General features: G+C 73.9%; 15 protein-coding genes. 5 read left to right on the top strand and 10 right to left on the bottom strand.

Going from position 1 to position 15,956, the window contains the following annotated elements; translation table 11 throughout:
* The 6 genes from UK12_RS21450 to UK12_RS21425 all read right to left on the bottom strand — a co-directional run.
* Positions 1-1,810, bottom strand: a 1,810-nt coding sequence (locus tag UK12_RS21450; RefSeq protein ID WP_082119817.1) for an ArnT family glycosyltransferase, incomplete at its 3' end; no start/stop codon positions are given.
* Between the two features lie 133 nt (positions 1,811-1,943).
* Positions 1,944-2,216 (bottom strand): helix-turn-helix domain-containing protein, encoded by a 273-nt coding sequence (locus UK12_RS21445; RefSeq protein ID WP_045304690.1) that lies wholly within the window; start codon positions 2,214-2,216, stop codon positions 1,944-1,946.
* 12 nt (positions 2,217-2,228) lie between these two features.
* Complete coding sequence (locus tag UK12_RS21440; RefSeq protein WP_045304689.1) at positions 2,229-2,561, bottom strand: hypothetical protein; 333 nt, start codon at positions 2,559-2,561, stop codon at positions 2,229-2,231.
* 73 nt (positions 2,562-2,634) lie between these two features.
* A complete protein-coding gene (locus tag UK12_RS21435; RefSeq protein ID WP_045304688.1) occupies positions 2,635-3,027 on the bottom strand; it encodes a hypothetical protein in 393 nt (130 codons plus the stop codon).
* 231 nt (positions 3,028-3,258) lie between these two features.
* Positions 3,259-4,272: an alcohol dehydrogenase catalytic domain-containing protein gene (locus UK12_RS21430; RefSeq protein WP_045304687.1), complete on the bottom strand. Its 1,014-nt coding sequence runs from the start codon at positions 4,270-4,272 to the stop codon at positions 3,259-3,261.
* On the bottom strand, positions 4,272-4,469 hold the full coding sequence (locus UK12_RS21425) for a hypothetical protein (protein ID WP_156178850.1): 198 nt from the start codon (positions 4,467-4,469) through the stop codon (positions 4,272-4,274). The genes UK12_RS21430 and UK12_RS21425 overlap by 1 nt, the downstream gene beginning before the upstream one ends.
* A 237-nt stretch (positions 4,470-4,706) precedes the next feature.
* Between UK12_RS21425 and UK12_RS21420 the strand changes: the two genes are divergently transcribed.
* From UK12_RS21420 to UK12_RS21410, 3 genes are all read left to right on the top strand, one after another.
* Positions 4,707-4,916 (top strand): ferredoxin, encoded by a 210-nt coding sequence (locus tag UK12_RS21420; RefSeq protein ID WP_045304685.1) that lies wholly within the window; start codon positions 4,707-4,709, stop codon positions 4,914-4,916.
* A complete protein-coding gene (locus tag UK12_RS21415; RefSeq protein WP_045304684.1) occupies positions 4,906-6,273 on the top strand; it encodes an NAD(P)/FAD-dependent oxidoreductase in 1,368 nt (455 codons plus the stop codon). The genes UK12_RS21420 and UK12_RS21415 overlap by 11 nt, the downstream gene beginning before the upstream one ends.
* A 79-nt stretch (positions 6,274-6,352) precedes the next feature.
* The gene (locus UK12_RS21410) at positions 6,353-7,576 is read left to right on the top strand and encodes a cytochrome P450 (RefSeq protein WP_045304683.1); all 1,224 of its coding nucleotides are present in this window, start codon (positions 6,353-6,355) and stop codon (positions 7,574-7,576) included.
* Positions 7,577-7,613: 37 nt separating this feature from the next.
* Here UK12_RS21410 and UK12_RS21405 read toward each other — a convergent pair whose 3' ends face one another.
* The 3 genes from UK12_RS21405 to UK12_RS21395 form a co-directional block, all read right to left on the bottom strand.
* Positions 7,614-8,069 carry a DUF5990 family protein gene (locus UK12_RS21405; RefSeq protein WP_045304682.1) on the bottom strand — a complete coding sequence of 152 codons (456 nt, stop codon included), beginning with the start codon at positions 8,067-8,069 and terminating at the stop codon, positions 7,614-7,616.
* 327 nt (positions 8,070-8,396) lie between these two features.
* Positions 8,397-9,065 (bottom strand): AAA family ATPase, encoded by a 669-nt coding sequence (locus UK12_RS21400; RefSeq protein WP_052682048.1) that lies wholly within the window; start codon positions 9,063-9,065, stop codon positions 8,397-8,399.
* 125 nt (positions 9,066-9,190) lie between these two features.
* Positions 9,191-10,399 carry an FAD-dependent monooxygenase gene (locus tag UK12_RS21395; RefSeq protein ID WP_045304681.1) on the bottom strand — a complete coding sequence of 403 codons (1,209 nt, stop codon included), beginning with the start codon at positions 10,397-10,399 and terminating at the stop codon, positions 9,191-9,193.
* 179 nt (positions 10,400-10,578) lie between these two features.
* On the opposite strand from UK12_RS21395, the gene UK12_RS21390 reads away from it, so the two are divergent.
* A complete protein-coding gene (locus UK12_RS21390) occupies positions 10,579-11,565 on the top strand; it encodes a TetR/AcrR family transcriptional regulator C-terminal domain-containing protein (protein ID WP_045304680.1) in 987 nt (328 codons plus the stop codon).
* Between the two features lie 106 nt (positions 11,566-11,671).
* Complete coding sequence (locus tag UK12_RS36790; protein WP_052682047.1) at positions 11,672-11,884, top strand: hypothetical protein; 213 nt, start codon at positions 11,672-11,674, stop codon at positions 11,882-11,884.
* A gap of 205 nt (positions 11,885-12,089) precedes the next feature.
* Here UK12_RS36790 and UK12_RS21380 read toward each other — a convergent pair whose 3' ends face one another.
* Positions 12,090-15,779: a hypothetical protein gene (locus UK12_RS21380; RefSeq protein ID WP_045304678.1), complete on the bottom strand. Its 3,690-nt coding sequence runs from the start codon at positions 15,777-15,779 to the stop codon at positions 12,090-12,092.
* Positions 15,780-15,956 lie beyond the last annotated feature (177 nt).

The following is a 15,956-nucleotide window of genomic DNA, read 5'->3' as shown; positions in this document are numbered from 1 at the left end:
GCCGGCCGGAGGAGTTGGCGGACATGCTGCTGTCGACCCTGCGCTGCGGGTGCTGGGAGACGGTGGAACCGGAGCCCGAAGGGCCGACGGTGCCCATGCTCGAACCGCCGTACTTCGCGGTCAGCACCGAGGAGGCCCAGGCGCCCGGCGCGACCAGCGCCGCCGCGACGGCCGCCGTCAGACCGCCGGCCAGGACCGCCCGGCGGCCGGCCGACCGGCCACCGGGCCCGGCCCGGCCCACCTCACCGAGCCGGGCCGCCCCGAGCAGGCCAAGTGCCAGGCCGCCCAGGGCGAGCACCGTCGTCGCCAGCCACGGCAGGAAGTCGGGGAACCGGGTGACCAGGAAGACGCTCCAGAGCACCGTGCCGGTGATCGCCGCCGGCAGCGCCCACGCCCGGCCGCCGTCGGAGCGGAACTCCCGCCACATCTGCACGGCACCCGCGCCGCTGAGCGCCGCCAGCGCGACGGCGACCACGCCCATGTAGTAGCTGTGGCCGCCCACGCTGCCCGCGCTGAAGACCAGGAAGAAGACGGCCAGCCAGGTCCCCCACAGGACGGTGCCGGACCGGAGGACGTCGGTGCGCGGTTCGCGCCGCCGCCAGACCAATCCGCAGACCAGCGCGAGCGCGGCCCACGGGTACAACCAGCCGGTCTGCGGCGCGAACCGGCGGCCGAACATCTTGGTCCACCCGCCGTCGCGCGCGCCGCCGCCCGTTCCGGCCGCCGAAGCCGTACCGGGGGCGGGCGACGCGGTGGGCTCGGTGGACGCGGTGGGCTCGGTGCCGGACGAGCCCCCGGGTGCCGTCGTGGGACCTGCGGGAGCTGCCGGGGGAGCCGTGCCCGCCGGTCGGCCGGAAGCCGGGGCCTTCGCCGCGCTGCCGGCCGTCCCGCTCGGGCTCGCCCCGCCGCGCACCGCCTGGACGCTCCCGGTGTCCGCCGCGTTCAGCCCCACGGAGGAGAAGCGGTTCAGGAAGTTGTACCCGACCACCATGCTGATCGCCGAGTTGTCGGTACTGCCGTCCACATAGGGGCGCTCCTGGGCCGGGAAGGCGGTGACGACCGCCATCCACGAGACCGAGACCGCCAGGGCGACCAGCCCGGCCAGCACGAGGTGCCCCAGCCGCCGCCACATCGAGACCGGCGCCGCGAGCAGGTACACGCCGGCCAGCGCGGGCAGCACCGTCCACGCCTCCAGCATCTTGGCCTGGAACGCCAGTCCGACCCACACCCCGGCCAGCAGCAGCGAACGCGGCCGGGCCGAGAGCGCGGCCCGCTGCGCCGCGTCCGCCGCCAGCACGAGCAGCAGCGTGAAGGCGGGGTCCTCGACCGAGGTGCGGAACAGCCCGGCGGTGACCGGCGTGAGGGTGAACGCGGCGGCCGCGAGCAGAGCCGCGTCGGCCCCGGCCCAGCGGCGGACCGCCCGGTACAGCACCAGGACCGTCAGCACCCCCTCGACCGCCTGGGGCAGCGTCAGTACCCAGGGATGGAAGCCGAACACCCGCACCGCCAGCGCCTGCGGCCACAGGAAGCCGGGCAGCTTGTCGAGGGTGATGGTGTTCGCCGGGTCGAACGAGCCGAAGAAGAACGCCTTCCAGCTCTGGCTCATGCTGCGCACGGCGTCGGCGTAGAAGCCGTGGTACTGGCTGTGGTTGATCCGCCAGGTGAACAGGACGGCGGCGACGCCCGCGATCCCCAGCAGCACCGGACGGGCGTACCCGGGCTGTCCCTCCGGGGACTTCCACGGGGCTCTGCGGGCGGGCGGCGCGAGGGAGGCGGGTGTCCGGGGTGTGGTGAGCGTGTGTGTGACCATGAGCCGCACCCTCGGCTGCCACGGTCCGGAACGCCGGGCTCAGCACGCCGGTTTGGGCGATTTTATACCTTGTGCACGCCGATCGGCCTACGGCGGCACGGTCGTTCGCGCGCTCAGGAGGCGTCGAGCTGCTTCAGGTAGCGGTGCGGGGTGGTCCCGACGGTGCGGCGGAACGCGGTGAGCAGGGCACCGGGGTGGCGTAGCCGACGGCACGGGCGGCCCGCGCCAGCGGCTGCCCCGAGGCGAGCAGGGGGAGCGCCGTGCACAGCCGCAGCCTGGTCCGCCACTGGTCGAAGGTGAGCCCGGTGTCCCGGACGAACAGGCGGCTGAGCGTACGGCGGCTGGAGCCGGTGGCGCGGCCGAGGGCGTCCAGGGTGCGGGAGCCGAGCGGCGGGCCGGTGCACACAGCGCTGCCCGACTACGCAGCCGGGGGCTCCCACCCCGCCGTCCGCTCCAGCCAGGCGGCGCACGACAGCGCGACCGCCGTCCGGCCCGCCACCTCCGTCACGTCCGAGAGCGGGACCGGGACCGTGAACGGCAACCCCAGTCCGGCCAGTCGGCGCAGCAGTTCGGTGCGGCGGGGCAGCGCGGCGGCGGCTGTCGGGCTCCTGGCCACCCTGACCGCTGCCCTCCCCGGCAGCAGGACGACCTCGTGGGAGCCCCCGCGGGCGAGCGTCGCGCCGTCCATGTCCTCCCCCGGGAGCACGGATGCGGCGACGGCAAGTAGTTCCCCGAACAGCTGATCGTTCATCAGGTTCAGCCTATCGAGGGACCCTGGCCCGCCCTGCGGGAGCCCAGCCCCCTGCTCTGCTAGCAGGAGGGGATCAACACTGGCGCAGGCCGGGAGCCGGGTCCACGGAGGTGGAGACGTCCACGGCAGGGACGTTCCCCCAGGGGCCGTCGTCCGTCTGGGTCCAGTACCAGATGTCGTTCCCGCCCGGGTGCGCGTCCCCGTGGCCCCAGCAGGCGAACCAGCTGTAGGTGGTGCGCAGGCTTCCGCGCACCGCGGAGCTGTACGAGCGGTCGGCGTAGGCCTTCGCCCCCGCCTTGTTGCCGCACCACAGCTTGCCGTCGCTGTGCACGCTGCAGTCGGCGGTGGTCCGCACTCCGGCAGCGGCCGGGGCGGCAGCGGTGGCGCCGGGCGCCGTGGCGACCCCGAGCCCTGCGGTGAGGGCGGCGGCGGCCAGTGCCACCGCGAACTTCCGTCCCACAGCCATGTCTTCCTCCTGTGCTTCGCTCCGTGACGATCCGACCGGACCGTCCGCTGCCAGCAGCCTCGTCGCCGCCCCGGGACCCGGTCCATGGGTTTCCCGTTTCCTCTCGCGACGGACGACAGGGAAACCCCTCGTGGGCAGCACGGAAGCCCGGCAGGCGGGACCGGCCTGCGTTCGCCCGGACGGACGCACGACGGTTGTCGTACTGAGCGTGCCGGTGCCGGTGCGGGCCGGCTACAGGGTCAGGACGGTCCGGAACCGCGCCGCGCCCAGGTTCTGGAAGGCCGCCTCGGCGTCCTCAAGGGGGCGGGTCTCCACCATCGGGCGGACTCCCTTGAGTGCGGCGAAGGCCATGGCCTCCTCGCTGTCCTTGGCGTGGCCGCTGTACCAGCCGGCCACCACGCGGCGGCCGAAGACGAGCAGTTCGGGCCCGAGCGGGATCGGCTCGTGGTCGGTGGCGATGACGACCAGGCGTCCGTTGGGGGAGAGGCCCTGGACGATGTCGGCCTGTGCGGGGCTGGAGCCGACCGTGGAGATGACCGCCGCCGCACCGCCGAGCCGGCCGAGGACCTCGCCGGGGCTCTTGTCCTCGGTGCTGTCGATGTACTCGTCGGCACCGAGTTGGCGGGCGATCGCCTCCTTGTCCCGGCCCCGGTTGACGGCGACGGTGCGAAAGCCCATCCGGTCCGCGAACTGCACGGCCAGGTGCCCGAGACCGCCGACGCCCTGGACGGCGACGGTGTCACCGGGACGGGCCCCGCAGTTCCGCAGGGCGTTGAACGTCGTGATGCCGGCACACATCAGCGGACCGGCCTCCTCGAAGGAGAGCGCGGCCGGGATCCGGGCGAGGGCGTCCTGCGGCGCGACGACGTACTCGGCGTAGCCGCCGTCGTAGTGCAGACCCACGATCCTGCGATCGGCGCAGTTGACGAAGTCGCCCGTCCGGCAGCTGTCGCAGACGAAGCAGCTGCCGCCGTGCCAGCCGACGCCGACCCGGTCGCCGGGTTTCCAGACGGTGACGCCGGGCCCGGCGGCGTCGACGGTGCCGGCGATCTCGTGCCCGGGCACCCGGGGCAGCTGGACGCCGAGCAGGCCCAGCCGGGCGAGGTTCTCCCCGCCGCAGACGCCGCAGGCGTGCACCTTGATCCGGACCGCTCCCGGCCCCGGCTCGGGAACCGGGAGCTGGGTGACCGCGAAGGGCGCGCCGGCCCGGACGACCTGGACGGCCCGCATGGTGGCAGCGTTCATCACCAACTCCTCTGCTGGTGGGGCGGGATGGAGAGGGAGCAGCGCGGGGCCGTTCGGTTACCGGAGCCGCCGTTCGCCAGGACCTCCTCGTCGGTGATGAACGAGGACCGCTCCCCGGCCAGGAACTCGGCCACGTCCGCGACACCGGTGGTGGTGGCCATCCGCCCGAGGGGAATGGTGTCGATCAGGGAGGCCACGGACGTACCGGTGACGGAGCGGGCGCGCACCTCGTCCGCTGCGGTCGCACCGCCCGCGGCTCCAGCATCGGGGCACCCCCACCGTCCGGCAACCCGCGCGCCCGCCCCGGCCCCGTCTCGGTCCCCGGCGACCCTGTGTGACCCCTCCGGCGGAGCAGTACCGGCCGCGCCGCGCCCCGGGGGGTAGTAGGACGGACCCAGACGTGGGGTTGCCCGCGCTGGGAGGAGTGACCCGGGATGAAGATCGTCGTCGACCTCAACCGCTGTCAGGGCTATGCGCAGTGCGCGTTCCTCGCCCCCCAGGTGTTCGAGATGCATGGCGAGGAGGCCCTGAGGTACACCCCGCTGGCCCCGGAGGACCAGAGCGAGCGGGTCCGGCGGGCCGCGGCGGCCTGCCCGGTGCAGGCCATTCTGGTCGAGGAGGAGGCGGGCCCCGGTGTCCGCTGACCTCAAGAACGGCCGGATCGTCGTCGTCGGCGCGTCGCTGGCGGGACTGCGCGCCGCCGAGAAACTACGCGACGAGGGCTTCACCGGTTCGCTGACGATGGTCGGCGAGGAGAGCCAACTCCCTTACGACCGGCCGCCGTTGTCCAAGCAGGTGCTGCTCGGTCGGGTACGCGCCGAGGACACCGGACTGCCCCGGCGCCGTGAGGTGGGCGCGCAGTGGAAGCTCGGCATCCGCGCTACCGGGGTCGACCCGATCGGCAAGCACCTCGTGCTCGCCGACGGCGAACAACTGCCCTACGACCGGCTGTTGATCGCCACCGGCACCCGGGCCCGCCCCTGGCCGAACCCCGGAGAGGGCGCCCTGGACGGCGTGTTCACCCTGCGGACGAGCGACGACGCCGCCCGCCTGGCCGAGCGGTTCGACGCCGGGCCGCGCCGCGTCCTGGTGATCGGCGCCGGGTTCACCGGCTCCGAGATCGCCTCCGCCTGCCGGGAGCGCGGCCTGGAGGTGACCGTCGCCGAGCGCGGCCCCGCACCGCTGGTCGGTGCCCTCGGCGGTGCGCTCGGCGCCCTCGCCGCCCGACTCCAGCTCGCCCACGGCGTCGACCTGCGGTGCGGGGTGACCGTCACCGCGCTGAACGGCCGCAACGGCCGGCTCACCGGCGCCGAACTCTCCGACGGCAGCCGGATCGAGGCGGACGTCGCCGTGGTCGCCCTGGGCGCGATGCGCAACACCGAGTGGCTGGCCGCGTCGGGACTCGCCGCCGGCCCGCGCGGCCTGGCCTGCGACGCGGGCTGCCGCGCCTTCGACATGTACGGAATCGTCACCGACGACGTCTTCGTCGCCGGTGACGTCGCCCGCTTCCCGCACCCCCTCTTCGAGTACCAGATGCTCTCCCTCGAACACTGGGGCAACGCGGTCGAGCAGGCCGAGGTGGCGGCCCACAACATGGTCAACCCGGGACCGCTCCGCCGCCCGCACCTGGCCGTGCCCGCCTTCTGGTCCAGCCAGTTCGGCCTCAACATCAAGTCCGTCGGCGTGCCCACCTTCTCCGACCAGGTGGTCATCGCGCAGGGCTCACTGGAGGAGCGCCGACTCGTCGCCGTCTACGGCTACCGGGGCCGGATCACCGCCGCCGTCAGCGTGAACCGGGCCAAGTGGCTGGAGCACTACCAGCGGCTGATCGAGACCGCCGCGCCGTTCCCGCCCGAACCGGCCGCCGTCGACCAGCCCGCGTCGAGTACCCCCGTCCCCTCCGACGTGCCCGATCCGAAGCTGCTCTCGCACGGCCCGACCGTCGCGCTCACCGGCCACCAGCCGGACCGGCGCCTGACCCTGATGCGCTGGTCCGGCTGAACCACCGGCCGCCGACCGACCACGCCAGCGTCCACCCGCCACGCCAACGCCAACGCCAACCGACCGGGAGCCCCCGCGCATGGCCGCCGACACGCTGTACCGCCGGATCACCGACCACGCTAACCGCGCCGACCCCTACCCGCTCTACGCCGAACTCCGGGAGCACGGGGTGGCCCGCCAGGAGGACGGCACCTATCTGGTGGGCACCTACCACGAGATCGCCGAGCTGCTCCACGACCCGAGGATCAGTTCGGACCAGCGCAACCGCACCAACCCGGACGAGTTCGCGCTCGGACGGGAGGGCATGCCGGTCTCCTTCATCGGTCTCGACGACCCCGAGCACGACCGGCTTCGCAGGATCGCCATGCGACCCTTCGGCCCGCCCCACACCCCCGGCCGGGTCGACGCCCTGACCGGCGAAATCGCCAAGGTCGCCGAGCAGTTGATCGATTCGTTCCGGGACCGGGACCGAATCGACCTCGTCGACGACTTCGCCTACCCGCTCCCGGTCACCGTGATCTGCCGGGTACTGGGTGTGCCGCGCGAGGACGAGCCGCGGTTCCACGCCTGGTCGCAGACGATCATCGACAGCTTCGACCCCACCCCCGGCACCGACCCGACGGAACGCCGCCGCGCCGGTCTGGACGCCCGCAGCGCGATGGGCGAGTACCTGGGCGACCTCGCCGACCACCGGCGGGGCCGCCAGTCCGACGACCTGCTCACCGCGTTCGTCAACGACCCGGGCCCCGAGGGCGGTTTCACCCGGGAGGAACTGATGACCACCTCGGTCCTGCTGCTCATCGCCGGACACGAGACGACCGTCAACCTGATCACCAACGGCATGCTCACCCTGCTGCGCCACCCCGAGGCACTGGACCTGCTGCGCCGCGAACCCGCACTGATGCCCCGGGCGGTGGAGGAGCTGCTGCGCTACGAACCCCCCGTCCAACTGCTGCCGCAGCGCAGCCCGCTGACCGACGTGGAGGTCGCCGGCGTCACCGTCCCCAAGGGCTCGCCGCTCATCCTGGTGCTCGCCTCCGGCAACCGCGACCCGCAGCGGTTCCACGACCCCGACCGCTTCGACCCGACCCGCCAGGACAACCAGCACTTCGGCTTCGGCAGCGGCGTCCACAGCTGCTTCGGCGCACCGCTCGCCCGGGTCGAGGCGCAGATCGCACTGACCGAGCTCGTCCGCCGCCTCGACGCCCCGCGCGTGGTCGAGGACCCGCCCCCGTACCGGCGCAGCCCGATCCTGCGCGGCCCCCGCCATCTGCTCGTCGAGTACGGCGGAACGCGTCCCTGAGCCCCGGGCCGGGCCGGGTTGGTCCGGTCGGGTGAGGTCAGGGTGCGGCGGACCAGGTGACCAGCGGCGGCCGGACCCGGGCGCAGAGCGGGCGGCCCTTGGCATCGGTCAGCGGCAGCCGGGCCACGAGCCGCCCCGACCGTACGGCGGCCTCGACGACGGCCGGGTCGACGTCGTCGAGCATCAGCTTCGCCCGGCGGAACATGGTGAAGGCCCCCTGCCCGTCGACACTGCCCCAGGACAGGTAGACGAACCGCCCGCCCGGCCGGCCCTGAACGTAGGGCCCTCCGAGGTCCACCCCGGTCGGGGAGGGCGTCGCGGTGCAGTCGATGGTCCAGGACGCCGACGCGGCGTCACCGGGCTGCGGATCGAGGAGCTCGCCCGGTTTCTCCCGGCGCTGGACCGCGACGTGGATGTTCTCCGCGCCGGGAAAGCCGGGCCCCGTCCCACAGGTACGTCCCGGCAGGTCGAACGCTTCGATACGGATCTGCATGACGCCATCATCCCGCCGCCTCCTCCCGTTGCCCGTCGTCCCCGCAGCACGGTCGAGGGCGTCGGGAACCCGGCCCGCCGTGCGGCCCGTCCGCTCGGCCTTCCAGAGGTACGGCTACGCGGTCGTGGGCGTGAACATCCCCCTGCGCGGCGGCTCCGCACCCGATTGCGGCGGCGAGGGCTGACGGCCGTCCCACCTGCGGCCGCCTTCTGTCGGCCCGTTCGCGTTCCCGTCCCTGAGGACCGGGGGCGGGGTCCTCCGGTGCGTCGGACCTGTGTCGGAGCTGCCCGCTCCGCCGTCGGACCGGCGCTACTCGCCGTCGGACCGTCAGCCCGTCGCTGCCCCGTCGAACTGCACCGTCGTCATGCGCTCGCGTGACACCCGGTCGAGCAGCACCACGGAGGCCGCCTCCGGTACCGTGCGCGCCGCGTCCCGGGCGAGCCTCCGCAACAGCAGGTCCAGTCCCCGCCGGTGCCGGGCGAAGACCCGGCCGGATGCCCGGCGGCCCCGCGCCTGCTGTCCGGCCAGGGCCTCGGCGGCGCCCACGTCCAGGAGGACGAGGTGCAGCTCGCGCCCCCGGCTCCCGACGGCCAGGGACAGCCAGCGGCGCATCCACGCACGGCTCCCGCAGTCGTGGACCAGCAGCGGATCCCCGGCCCTGGCCCGGGCCGTCATCCGCACGAAGTGGTCGAGCCGAGCCCCGGGACGGTAGACGGCGTAGGGCAGCCAGTCGGGCATGACCGCCTGCCAGGCGAGGTGCGCGGCACGCGGGTCGACCACCGGCGCGGTCCGGGACCAGCGCCGCAGCAGGGTGCTCTTGCCGCTCCCCGGCAGGCCGGAGACCACCACCACCGATCCCGCCGGGTAGGACAGCGTCACCGGGGCGCCGCCCTGCGCGCGCAGATCCACCAGCCCGCGCGGCCGGACGACGACCGCCGTCGGCCGCTCCCGCACCGCGGGCTCCTCGTTCAGTGCTTCCATGTCCAGCCCGTTCATCGCGTCCACGCACCCGGTTCGAGTCCGATCCGGGGTCCATCATCAGCGATGATCGGCACTGCGGTGAGTGGCGCTGCGGTGAGTGGCGCTGCGGTGATCGGCACTGCGGTGATCGGGGCCGGGAACTACCGTACGGCCAGCCGACCGTAGTCGGGCAGGGCGATGTCGCCGGCCTTGGCGAACTGCGCGGCCATCAGGTTCCGCATCGGCCATCGGGTCATCGAGCGCATCGAGGCGGCCCGCAGGCGGATGCCGAGCGCGCTGAACGGTGCGTACCCCGAGGAGCCGCCGGGCGGCAGCTGCTGGGCCTGGTCGACGTAGGGGCGCATGACCCGGTCGTAGTTGCGGAAGGCGACGCGGTGCTCGCCCTCGGCGGCGGCCAGTTCGCCGGCCAGCACGTAGGCGCCGACCAGGGCCAGGCTGGTGCCCAGGCCGGTGAGCGGCGTGGCGCAGTAGCCGGCGTCGCCGAGCAGCACCGCGCGGCCGCGCGACCAGTGGTCGAGGTGCACCTGGCCCATGGACTCGAAGTGGAAGTCGGACGCGGTGTGCATCGCCCGCAGCAGTCTCGGCACCTCCCATCCGACCCGGGCGAAGCGCCGGGCCAGCAGCTCCCGCTGGGCTGCGGTGTCGCGGCGGTCGTAGTCGATCGGCGCGGACCGGAAACTGAGTCCGGCCTTGATCTCGCCGGGGAGGCGGCCGGGCCGGGCGGAGGCGACGAGCCCGCCGGGTGCGTTGTGCATCAGGTACCAGCCGTCGAGGTCCATCGTCTCGGTGGCGGTGTACCAGGCGGTGTAGACGTCCAGCGGGCGGACGTGGTCCGACTCCGGGCCGAAGGCCAGTGCCCGCACCGTGGAGTGCAGCCCGTCGGCGCCGACGACCAGCCCGAACCGGCGCGGGGCGGCCCGTTCGAAGGTGACGGTGACTCCGTTCTCGTCCTGGTCGAGCCCGGTGATGGTGTCGTCGAACAGGTACTCCACATCCTCTCGGGTCGCCTCGTACAGCAGGTCGCCCAGGTCGCCCCGGAGGATCTCGATCTCGGAGACGATTCCCTCGCCGCCGAAGCTGTCGGCCGGCATCCGTGCGGTGATCCGGCCGGAGGCGTCGACCAGGGCGAGGCCGCGCTGGTCGAGACTCAGGGCCCGCGCCTGCTCCATCAGGCCCATCCGGGAGATCACGGTACGGCCCGCACCGCGCAGGTCCACGGTCTGGCCACCCGGCCTGGGGGCCGGTGCGCGCTCGACGACGGTCACGGTGAAGCCTGCCCTGCGTAGCCAGTACGCCAGCGCGGGCCCGGCGATGCCGCCGCCGGAGACGAGTATCTCGGTGTTCTGCATAGTGCTGAATGTATGGCGTACGCATAGTGCAGTGCAAGCCGTGAATCCCTTGTTTATTGGGGAAGTTGGCCGAGTAGTGCACTAGTGCTGTGAGGATGTTCGAGCAGCTGTCCGGGGTTTTGCCCCGGTGTTGGAGCCCAGGTGGTGCACTCATCGGTGCACTAGTGCGGAGGGAAATCGTGGACCGGCAGGACGTACCGCGCTACAGCCAGATCGTCGCGGAACTGCGACAGCGCATCGAGACGGGCGAGCTGGCACCGGGCGACCGGGTGCCCTCCACCCGCGAGATCACCCGGCGGTGGGGTGTCGCGATGGCGACCGCCACCCGGGTGCTCACCGAACTCCGGCACGCCGGCCTGGTCCGCGCAGTGCCGGGGATCGGCACCGTGGTGGACGCCGGGGGCCGGGCGGTGCAGGACGACGCGGCAGCCGCAGCGGGGCCGGCCGCCGGTGGGACCGGCGCACGGCCTGCGGCGGCGCGCGGCCGGCGAAAAGGCGCTCCGGAGCAGGCACTTGCGTCCGAGCGGATCGTCGTCGCGGCCATCGCGGTCGCCGACGAGGAGGGACTCGCCGCAGTCTCGATGCGCCGGGTGGCCGCCGAACTGGGGGTCGCGACCATGTCGCTGTACCGGCACGTGTCCGACAAGGACGACCTGCTGCTGCAGATGATGGACGCGGCCTTCTCCGAGTGGCCGCTCCCCGCCGACCCGCCGGAGGACTGGCGGGAGCGGCTCGAACTCGCCGCCCGGCAGCTGTGGGCGATGTTCCGCCGCCACCCGTGGCTGGCACCCGCCCTGTCGGTGACCCGGCCTCAGCCGATCGCCAGCGCGCTGCCCTACAGCGAGTGGGTGCTTGCCTGCCTGGCCGGCTGCGGTCTCGACCTGTCGACGGCCTTCACCGCGCACCTCACCCTCTTCAACCACATCCGGGGCACCGCGATCAACGCCGAGCTGGAGACCGAGGCGGAGGCGCTCACCGGCCTCGACAGCGAGGAGTGGCTGGACAGTCAGGAGCCCGCACTCGACGCGATCCTGACCACCGGCAGCCTGCCGACCCTCGAGCGGCTCAGCGCGGCCGGCTACGACTTCGACCTCGACGAGCTGTTCGAGTTCGGCCTCCAGTGCACGCTCGACGGCATCGCCGCTCTCCTCGGACGGCGGCGCTGACCCGGCCCGACGCTTCGGGCGCCGGAGCGGATTTAATCTCTGCGATCAATCGGCAGCGGGGCGTATGGTCATGAACCCTCCCATTGAGAAAGGAGGTTCACCAGAGATGGGACTTTTCAAGGACGCCCCGCCCAGGGAGCATCCGGATTACACCCAGTTGCGTTTCATGGCGGCCGGGTCGCCGTCGTGGTGGAAGCAGAACCGCCACAAGGTCCTCGCCGTGGCGGGCCTTCTCGCCGGTTTCTGGCTCGCCGGACATCACGACACCGCGCCGAAGACCTGTGCCCCCGCCACCACCTCCTCCAGCAGCGTTCACTGATCCGAGCAGGAAGCCCAGCCCCCGCGACCCGGTACCGCACCGGGTCGCGGGGGCGCCGAGCGTTTGTCGGGGCGGGCCCGCACGGGAGCTCCTCCTCGGTGATCCACCCGTCGCCCTGCCCGTCCAACAGGGTTGATCCGTAGGACAGTTCGACCCTAGTCGTCAAAGCCCCGCCGTGCCCCGGCGCCGCACCGCCGCACCGCGCTCACATCTGCCCGTCGGCCCCCCAGCGGATCAGTTCCGCCACGGTGATGCGGTCCACCCAGCCTGCGTGGCGGCCGGTCAGGCCGCCGTAGATCCGCTGCCAGGCCGCCGGGTCCTCGACCGCCCGGACCAGGTCGAGCAGGGTACCGGCGGCCTGCTGGATCTGCTCGCCGGGCGCGTCCGAACGCTCCAGCGCACCGGAGAGGTAGCGCAGCACCCGGGCGGCGGGCACGGCGTCGTGTATCAGCTGGTGCCCGGTCAGCAGGCCGCGGCCGAGGGCCTCGTCGAGCAGGACGGCGAGGTCGCCGTCGCTGCACCGGGCCAGGCCGTTCCGCATGCGGGCGGCGAAGAGCGCCGGGGTGTCCTGCGGGAGGATGCGGCCGGTGTCGGCGAGGACGTCGTGGTGCCGGAGGGCGACCTCCTCCGGGGTGTCCGGATGGTTGATCAGGCTGGACCAGACCTCGAACGGCTCGCGGGCGTGCTCGGCCTCCAACAGGGCCCAGTCGACCTGGTAGGGCTGGGTGAGGTACCGGTTGACCAGGGAGTGGTCCCACCGCCGCAGCCCGTGCAGCTTGGCCGCGAGCTTCTCCGCGGTGAACTCCCGCTCGGTACGGGCCCGCAGGACCTGGACCGGATCGGCGGCGGCCAGCGCCTTCCGGCAGGCCTTGGTCACGGCGGGCCCCACCAGACCGGTGTCGAGCAGCGCCGCGAGCCGGTCGGATCCGCCGCAGCACAGCAGCTGGAAGGCGCCGAGGAACTGCTCGGGAAGGGTGAGGAAGCTGCCGGCGCGGGCGAACACCGCCTCGACCATCGCAGGGTCCGGCGACCGCAGCCCGCTGATCATCCGGTAGTCGTCCACCGGGCCGACCAGGTCGGCGAGCCCGCCGACCGGATGCACCGCGGCCCGGTACTGCACCTTGCGGTCGCCGTGGTGGCGCAGGAGCGCCAGATTCACCTCCGGGTCAGCCCGCTCCAGCAGCTGCTGCACCTGGGCGGCGGGCAGACCGGGGTACCGCAGCTCGGCCAGCTCGCGGACGGTCGCCGCGTCGCCGTGCGCCGCCAGGTACTCCAGCACAGGGGCCGGGTACCGGTCGTGCACGTTGACGTAGAGGGCGAGCAGCCGGGGGGTGTGCGGCGGAAGCCCCGGCATCACCGCCTCCAGGGCGGTGACACTCGCGTGCAGCAGGGCCTCACCGGCCGGCCAGTCCCAGCTCCGCAGACGGCGCAGCTGGTCGGCCCGGGACTCGGGCAGCGGCGGGGTCAGCACCTGCGGCGCGGCGATCTCCGCAGTGCGGGACTCCTCGAGCAGCTCGGGCCAACCGAGTCTGGTGGTCTCGGCCTTGGTCTGGGCCACCGTCAGCAGCCTGAGCCAGGACTGCGGATCGGTGCCGAGCTCCTTCTCCAGCAGCCGGGCCAGCGCACGCTGCGCCGCCGGGACGAACGCCCGCTCCTGCCAGGCGTGGACGGGGGGCGAGAGCAGCCGGGCGGCGATCGCGGCGAGGACGTCGTCCCCGTCCGTGTGCCCGAAGAGGTACTCCGCGTCGGCGCAGGCGACCGTGGGCTTCGGCTCCTCCTGGTCGACGGCCTGCGGCCAGGCCTTGGCCAGCCAGCCGGGCAGCCGGCCGGGGCGGTCGCCGGGATCGGTACGCGCCAGGAAGCCGAGGACGCCTTCGTCCTCCGGTACCGGGGGCCGGCCGGGCCCGGTCGCCGGCTCGCTCGGTCGGCCGAGCGTGATCAGGAGGTCGACGGCGGCGAGCGCGGCGCGCTCGTGCCAACCGCTGGGCGCGGTGGGCGGGATGTGCTCCGCCTCCTCCCTCGCCCAGGCCGGGACCGCCGTCAGCGGACGGCCGGACGGCTCGGCCGCACCGGCGTGCGCCAGCAGTTCGGCGAAGGTGCCGGGGAAGTCGGTGAGCCCTTCCAACAACGCGACCCAGGAGGCCGGACGGCCCAGGTGCTCGGCGGCCAGGCGGGAGACCCGCTCGGCGACCGGCCCCGGAAGCCCGTCCTCGGCCGCGAGCCGCCGCAGGCAGGCCGCTGCCCTGGCTGCCGGACGAGCGGTGTCCACCAGGCGGGCCGGGTCGAGCAGGCCGTTGCGGACGCACTCCAGGGCCCAGTACTCGGACAGGCCGTCCAACTCCTCGGCGGCGAGCCGCTCGCCCGGTGGCGTGGGGTTGCCCACGATCCGATCGCCCACCCGCCAGCAGTCGTTCAGCAGGGTGGTGCGGAACAGCCGCCGGTCCTCGTCGGTCGCGTCCTCATGGCGGATCAGCACCTCGACGGCGGTGGGCATGTACGGCGACGCCAGGTGCCCGGCCACGATGGCGCGGAAGTCCTGCACATAGGGCTCGGAGAGGAGACTGCGGAGGGTGTCCGTGCCCCGGTGCTTCTGCAGCCTGCGCACGAGCTCGGCCGGATCGTGGTAAGGCTCGCCCTGGGCTCGCAGCCGCCGCAGGCCGTCGGGGTCGTCGAGCGCGGCGGCGACCTGCTCGGCGATCTGCGAGTGGACCGTCCGGCGTATCGCCGGGTCGTCGAGCATGGCCCGGACGGCCGCGGGGCCCCGGCGCTCCCACACCTGGAGCAGCGCGTACTGGTCGGCGGCCTTGCGCAGGCCCGCCGACAGGCCGAGCGCGGTGAGCTCGGGGTCTCCGCTGCAGATCAGCGGTGGCAGTGCCGTCTGCGGGAGGTCACCGGCGGCGAGCAGGGCGGCTGCGTCCACCGGCACGGGCTCGGTGCGGCCGGGGGTGTGCGGCGTACCGCCGGCTATGGTGCGGCGCAGCGACGGGGTGGCGCGGGGATGCCGGTAGACGAGGACGTTCACCGTCGGGTCGTCGGCGGTGACCAGCTGCTTGAGCAGCCGCGCGTCGGCCCGGGGATGCCGGGCGAGCGCCGAACGGGTCCGGGTGTCGCCGTGAGCGGCGACGGCCGCGCACAGGCCGGGGAAGGGGAGGGCGCCACCGGCCAGGATCCCGGTGACGGTGCGGTCGGAGAGCCTCGGCAGGACGGTGGCGAGGTCGGCCGGATCGGCGTGGCCGAGCAGGAAGGCGAGCGCGCGGTCGGCCGAGCGGGGCGGCGGCGCGGGCTCGCCGCTCGTCGGCCGTGCGGCCGACGACTGTACGGCTGTCGGCCCTGCTGCTGGCGGCTCGGACCCGGCGGTGAGCTCGGGGCCGGTGAAGCCAGGGTCGGTGAGTTCGGCCTCGGCGAGCAGCTCGGGCACGGTGCCGCGGTGCGAGGGCAGCGCGGCCTGGACGGCCAGCCAGCGCTCGGGGACGCCGCCCAGGCGCCGGCGCAGCAGGTCGCCGAGCCGGGCGGCGACCAGGCCCGCCGGGTCGTCCGCGCCCTCGACCAGGCCGGGGAGCAGCCGTGCGGGGCGGGCCCGCTCGACCAGTTCAAGCGCCAGTGCGGCGTCGAGCGCACCGGCCGTGCGCGCCTCGGCCACCAGCGCGGCGAGCCCGCCCCGGCGCGGCCCGGCCAGCGATTCCCGCACGGCGCGGGCGGCGGCGGCAGGATCGGTCGGCGGATCCACCGGACCGGGCCCCTGCAACAGGGCGGGCGGCAGCTCGGGCCACTCGTCGCCGAGCGCGGCCCGCAGCTCGCCGACCCGACGGGAGCCGAGGCCCGGCAGGAGGACCCACAGCACGTCCCTCAGCCGCTTGGCGGCCTCCTTGCGGGCATGCGCACGCTGATAGTCCATGGTGTCTCTCCCCGTTCGGTTCACCTGGCCATATCCCAGCACGCCGCACTGACAACGCGTCACCCGCCCGGGTTCCCCGACCCGCGGGGCGAGGGGGAGGGCCGTTCCGGGCCGCTGCGATCAGCCCGGACCGGCCGCAGGATTCACCAGTGGTTGCGGAGAGCGAGCGGCCCCGGC

The sequence above is a fragment of the Saccharothrix sp. ST-888 genome (assembly GCF_000955975.1).
Classification (GTDB): domain Bacteria; phylum Actinomycetota; class Actinomycetes; order Streptomycetales; family Streptomycetaceae; genus Kitasatospora.
This window is presented reverse-complemented; position numbering and strand designations above follow the sequence as displayed.

Excerpts from the sequence above, each read along its gene's own strand:
- UK12_RS21440 (WP_045304689.1), bottom strand. The coding sequence starts at position 2,561 with ATGAACGATCAGCTGTTCGGGGAACTACTTGCCGTCGCCGCATCCGTG.
- UK12_RS21435 (WP_045304688.1), bottom strand. The coding sequence starts at position 3,027 with ATGGCTGTGGGACGGAAGTTCGCGGTGGCACTGGCCGCCGCCGCCCTC.
- UK12_RS21430 (WP_045304687.1), bottom strand. The coding sequence starts at position 4,272 with ATGAACGCTGCCACCATGCGGGCCGTCCAGGTCGTCCGGGCCGGCGCG.
- UK12_RS21420 (WP_045304685.1), top strand. The coding sequence starts at position 4,707 with ATGAAGATCGTCGTCGACCTCAACCGCTGTCAGGGCTATGCGCAGTGC.
- UK12_RS21410 (WP_045304683.1), top strand. The coding sequence starts at position 6,353 with ATGGCCGCCGACACGCTGTACCGCCGGATCACCGACCACGCTAACCGC.
- UK12_RS21405 (WP_045304682.1), bottom strand. The coding sequence starts at position 8,069 with ATGCAGATCCGTATCGAAGCGTTCGACCTGCCGGGACGTACCTGTGGG.
- UK12_RS21400 (WP_052682048.1), bottom strand. The coding sequence starts at position 9,065 with ATGAACGGGCTGGACATGGAAGCACTGAACGAGGAGCCCGCGGTGCGG.
- UK12_RS21395 (WP_045304681.1), bottom strand. The coding sequence starts at position 10,399 with ATGCAGAACACCGAGATACTCGTCTCCGGCGGCGGCATCGCCGGGCCC.
- UK12_RS36790 (WP_052682047.1), top strand. The coding sequence starts at position 11,672 with ATGGGACTTTTCAAGGACGCCCCGCCCAGGGAGCATCCGGATTACACC.
- UK12_RS21380 (WP_045304678.1), bottom strand. The coding sequence starts at position 15,779 with ATGGACTATCAGCGTGCGCATGCCCGCAAGGAGGCCGCCAAGCGGCTG.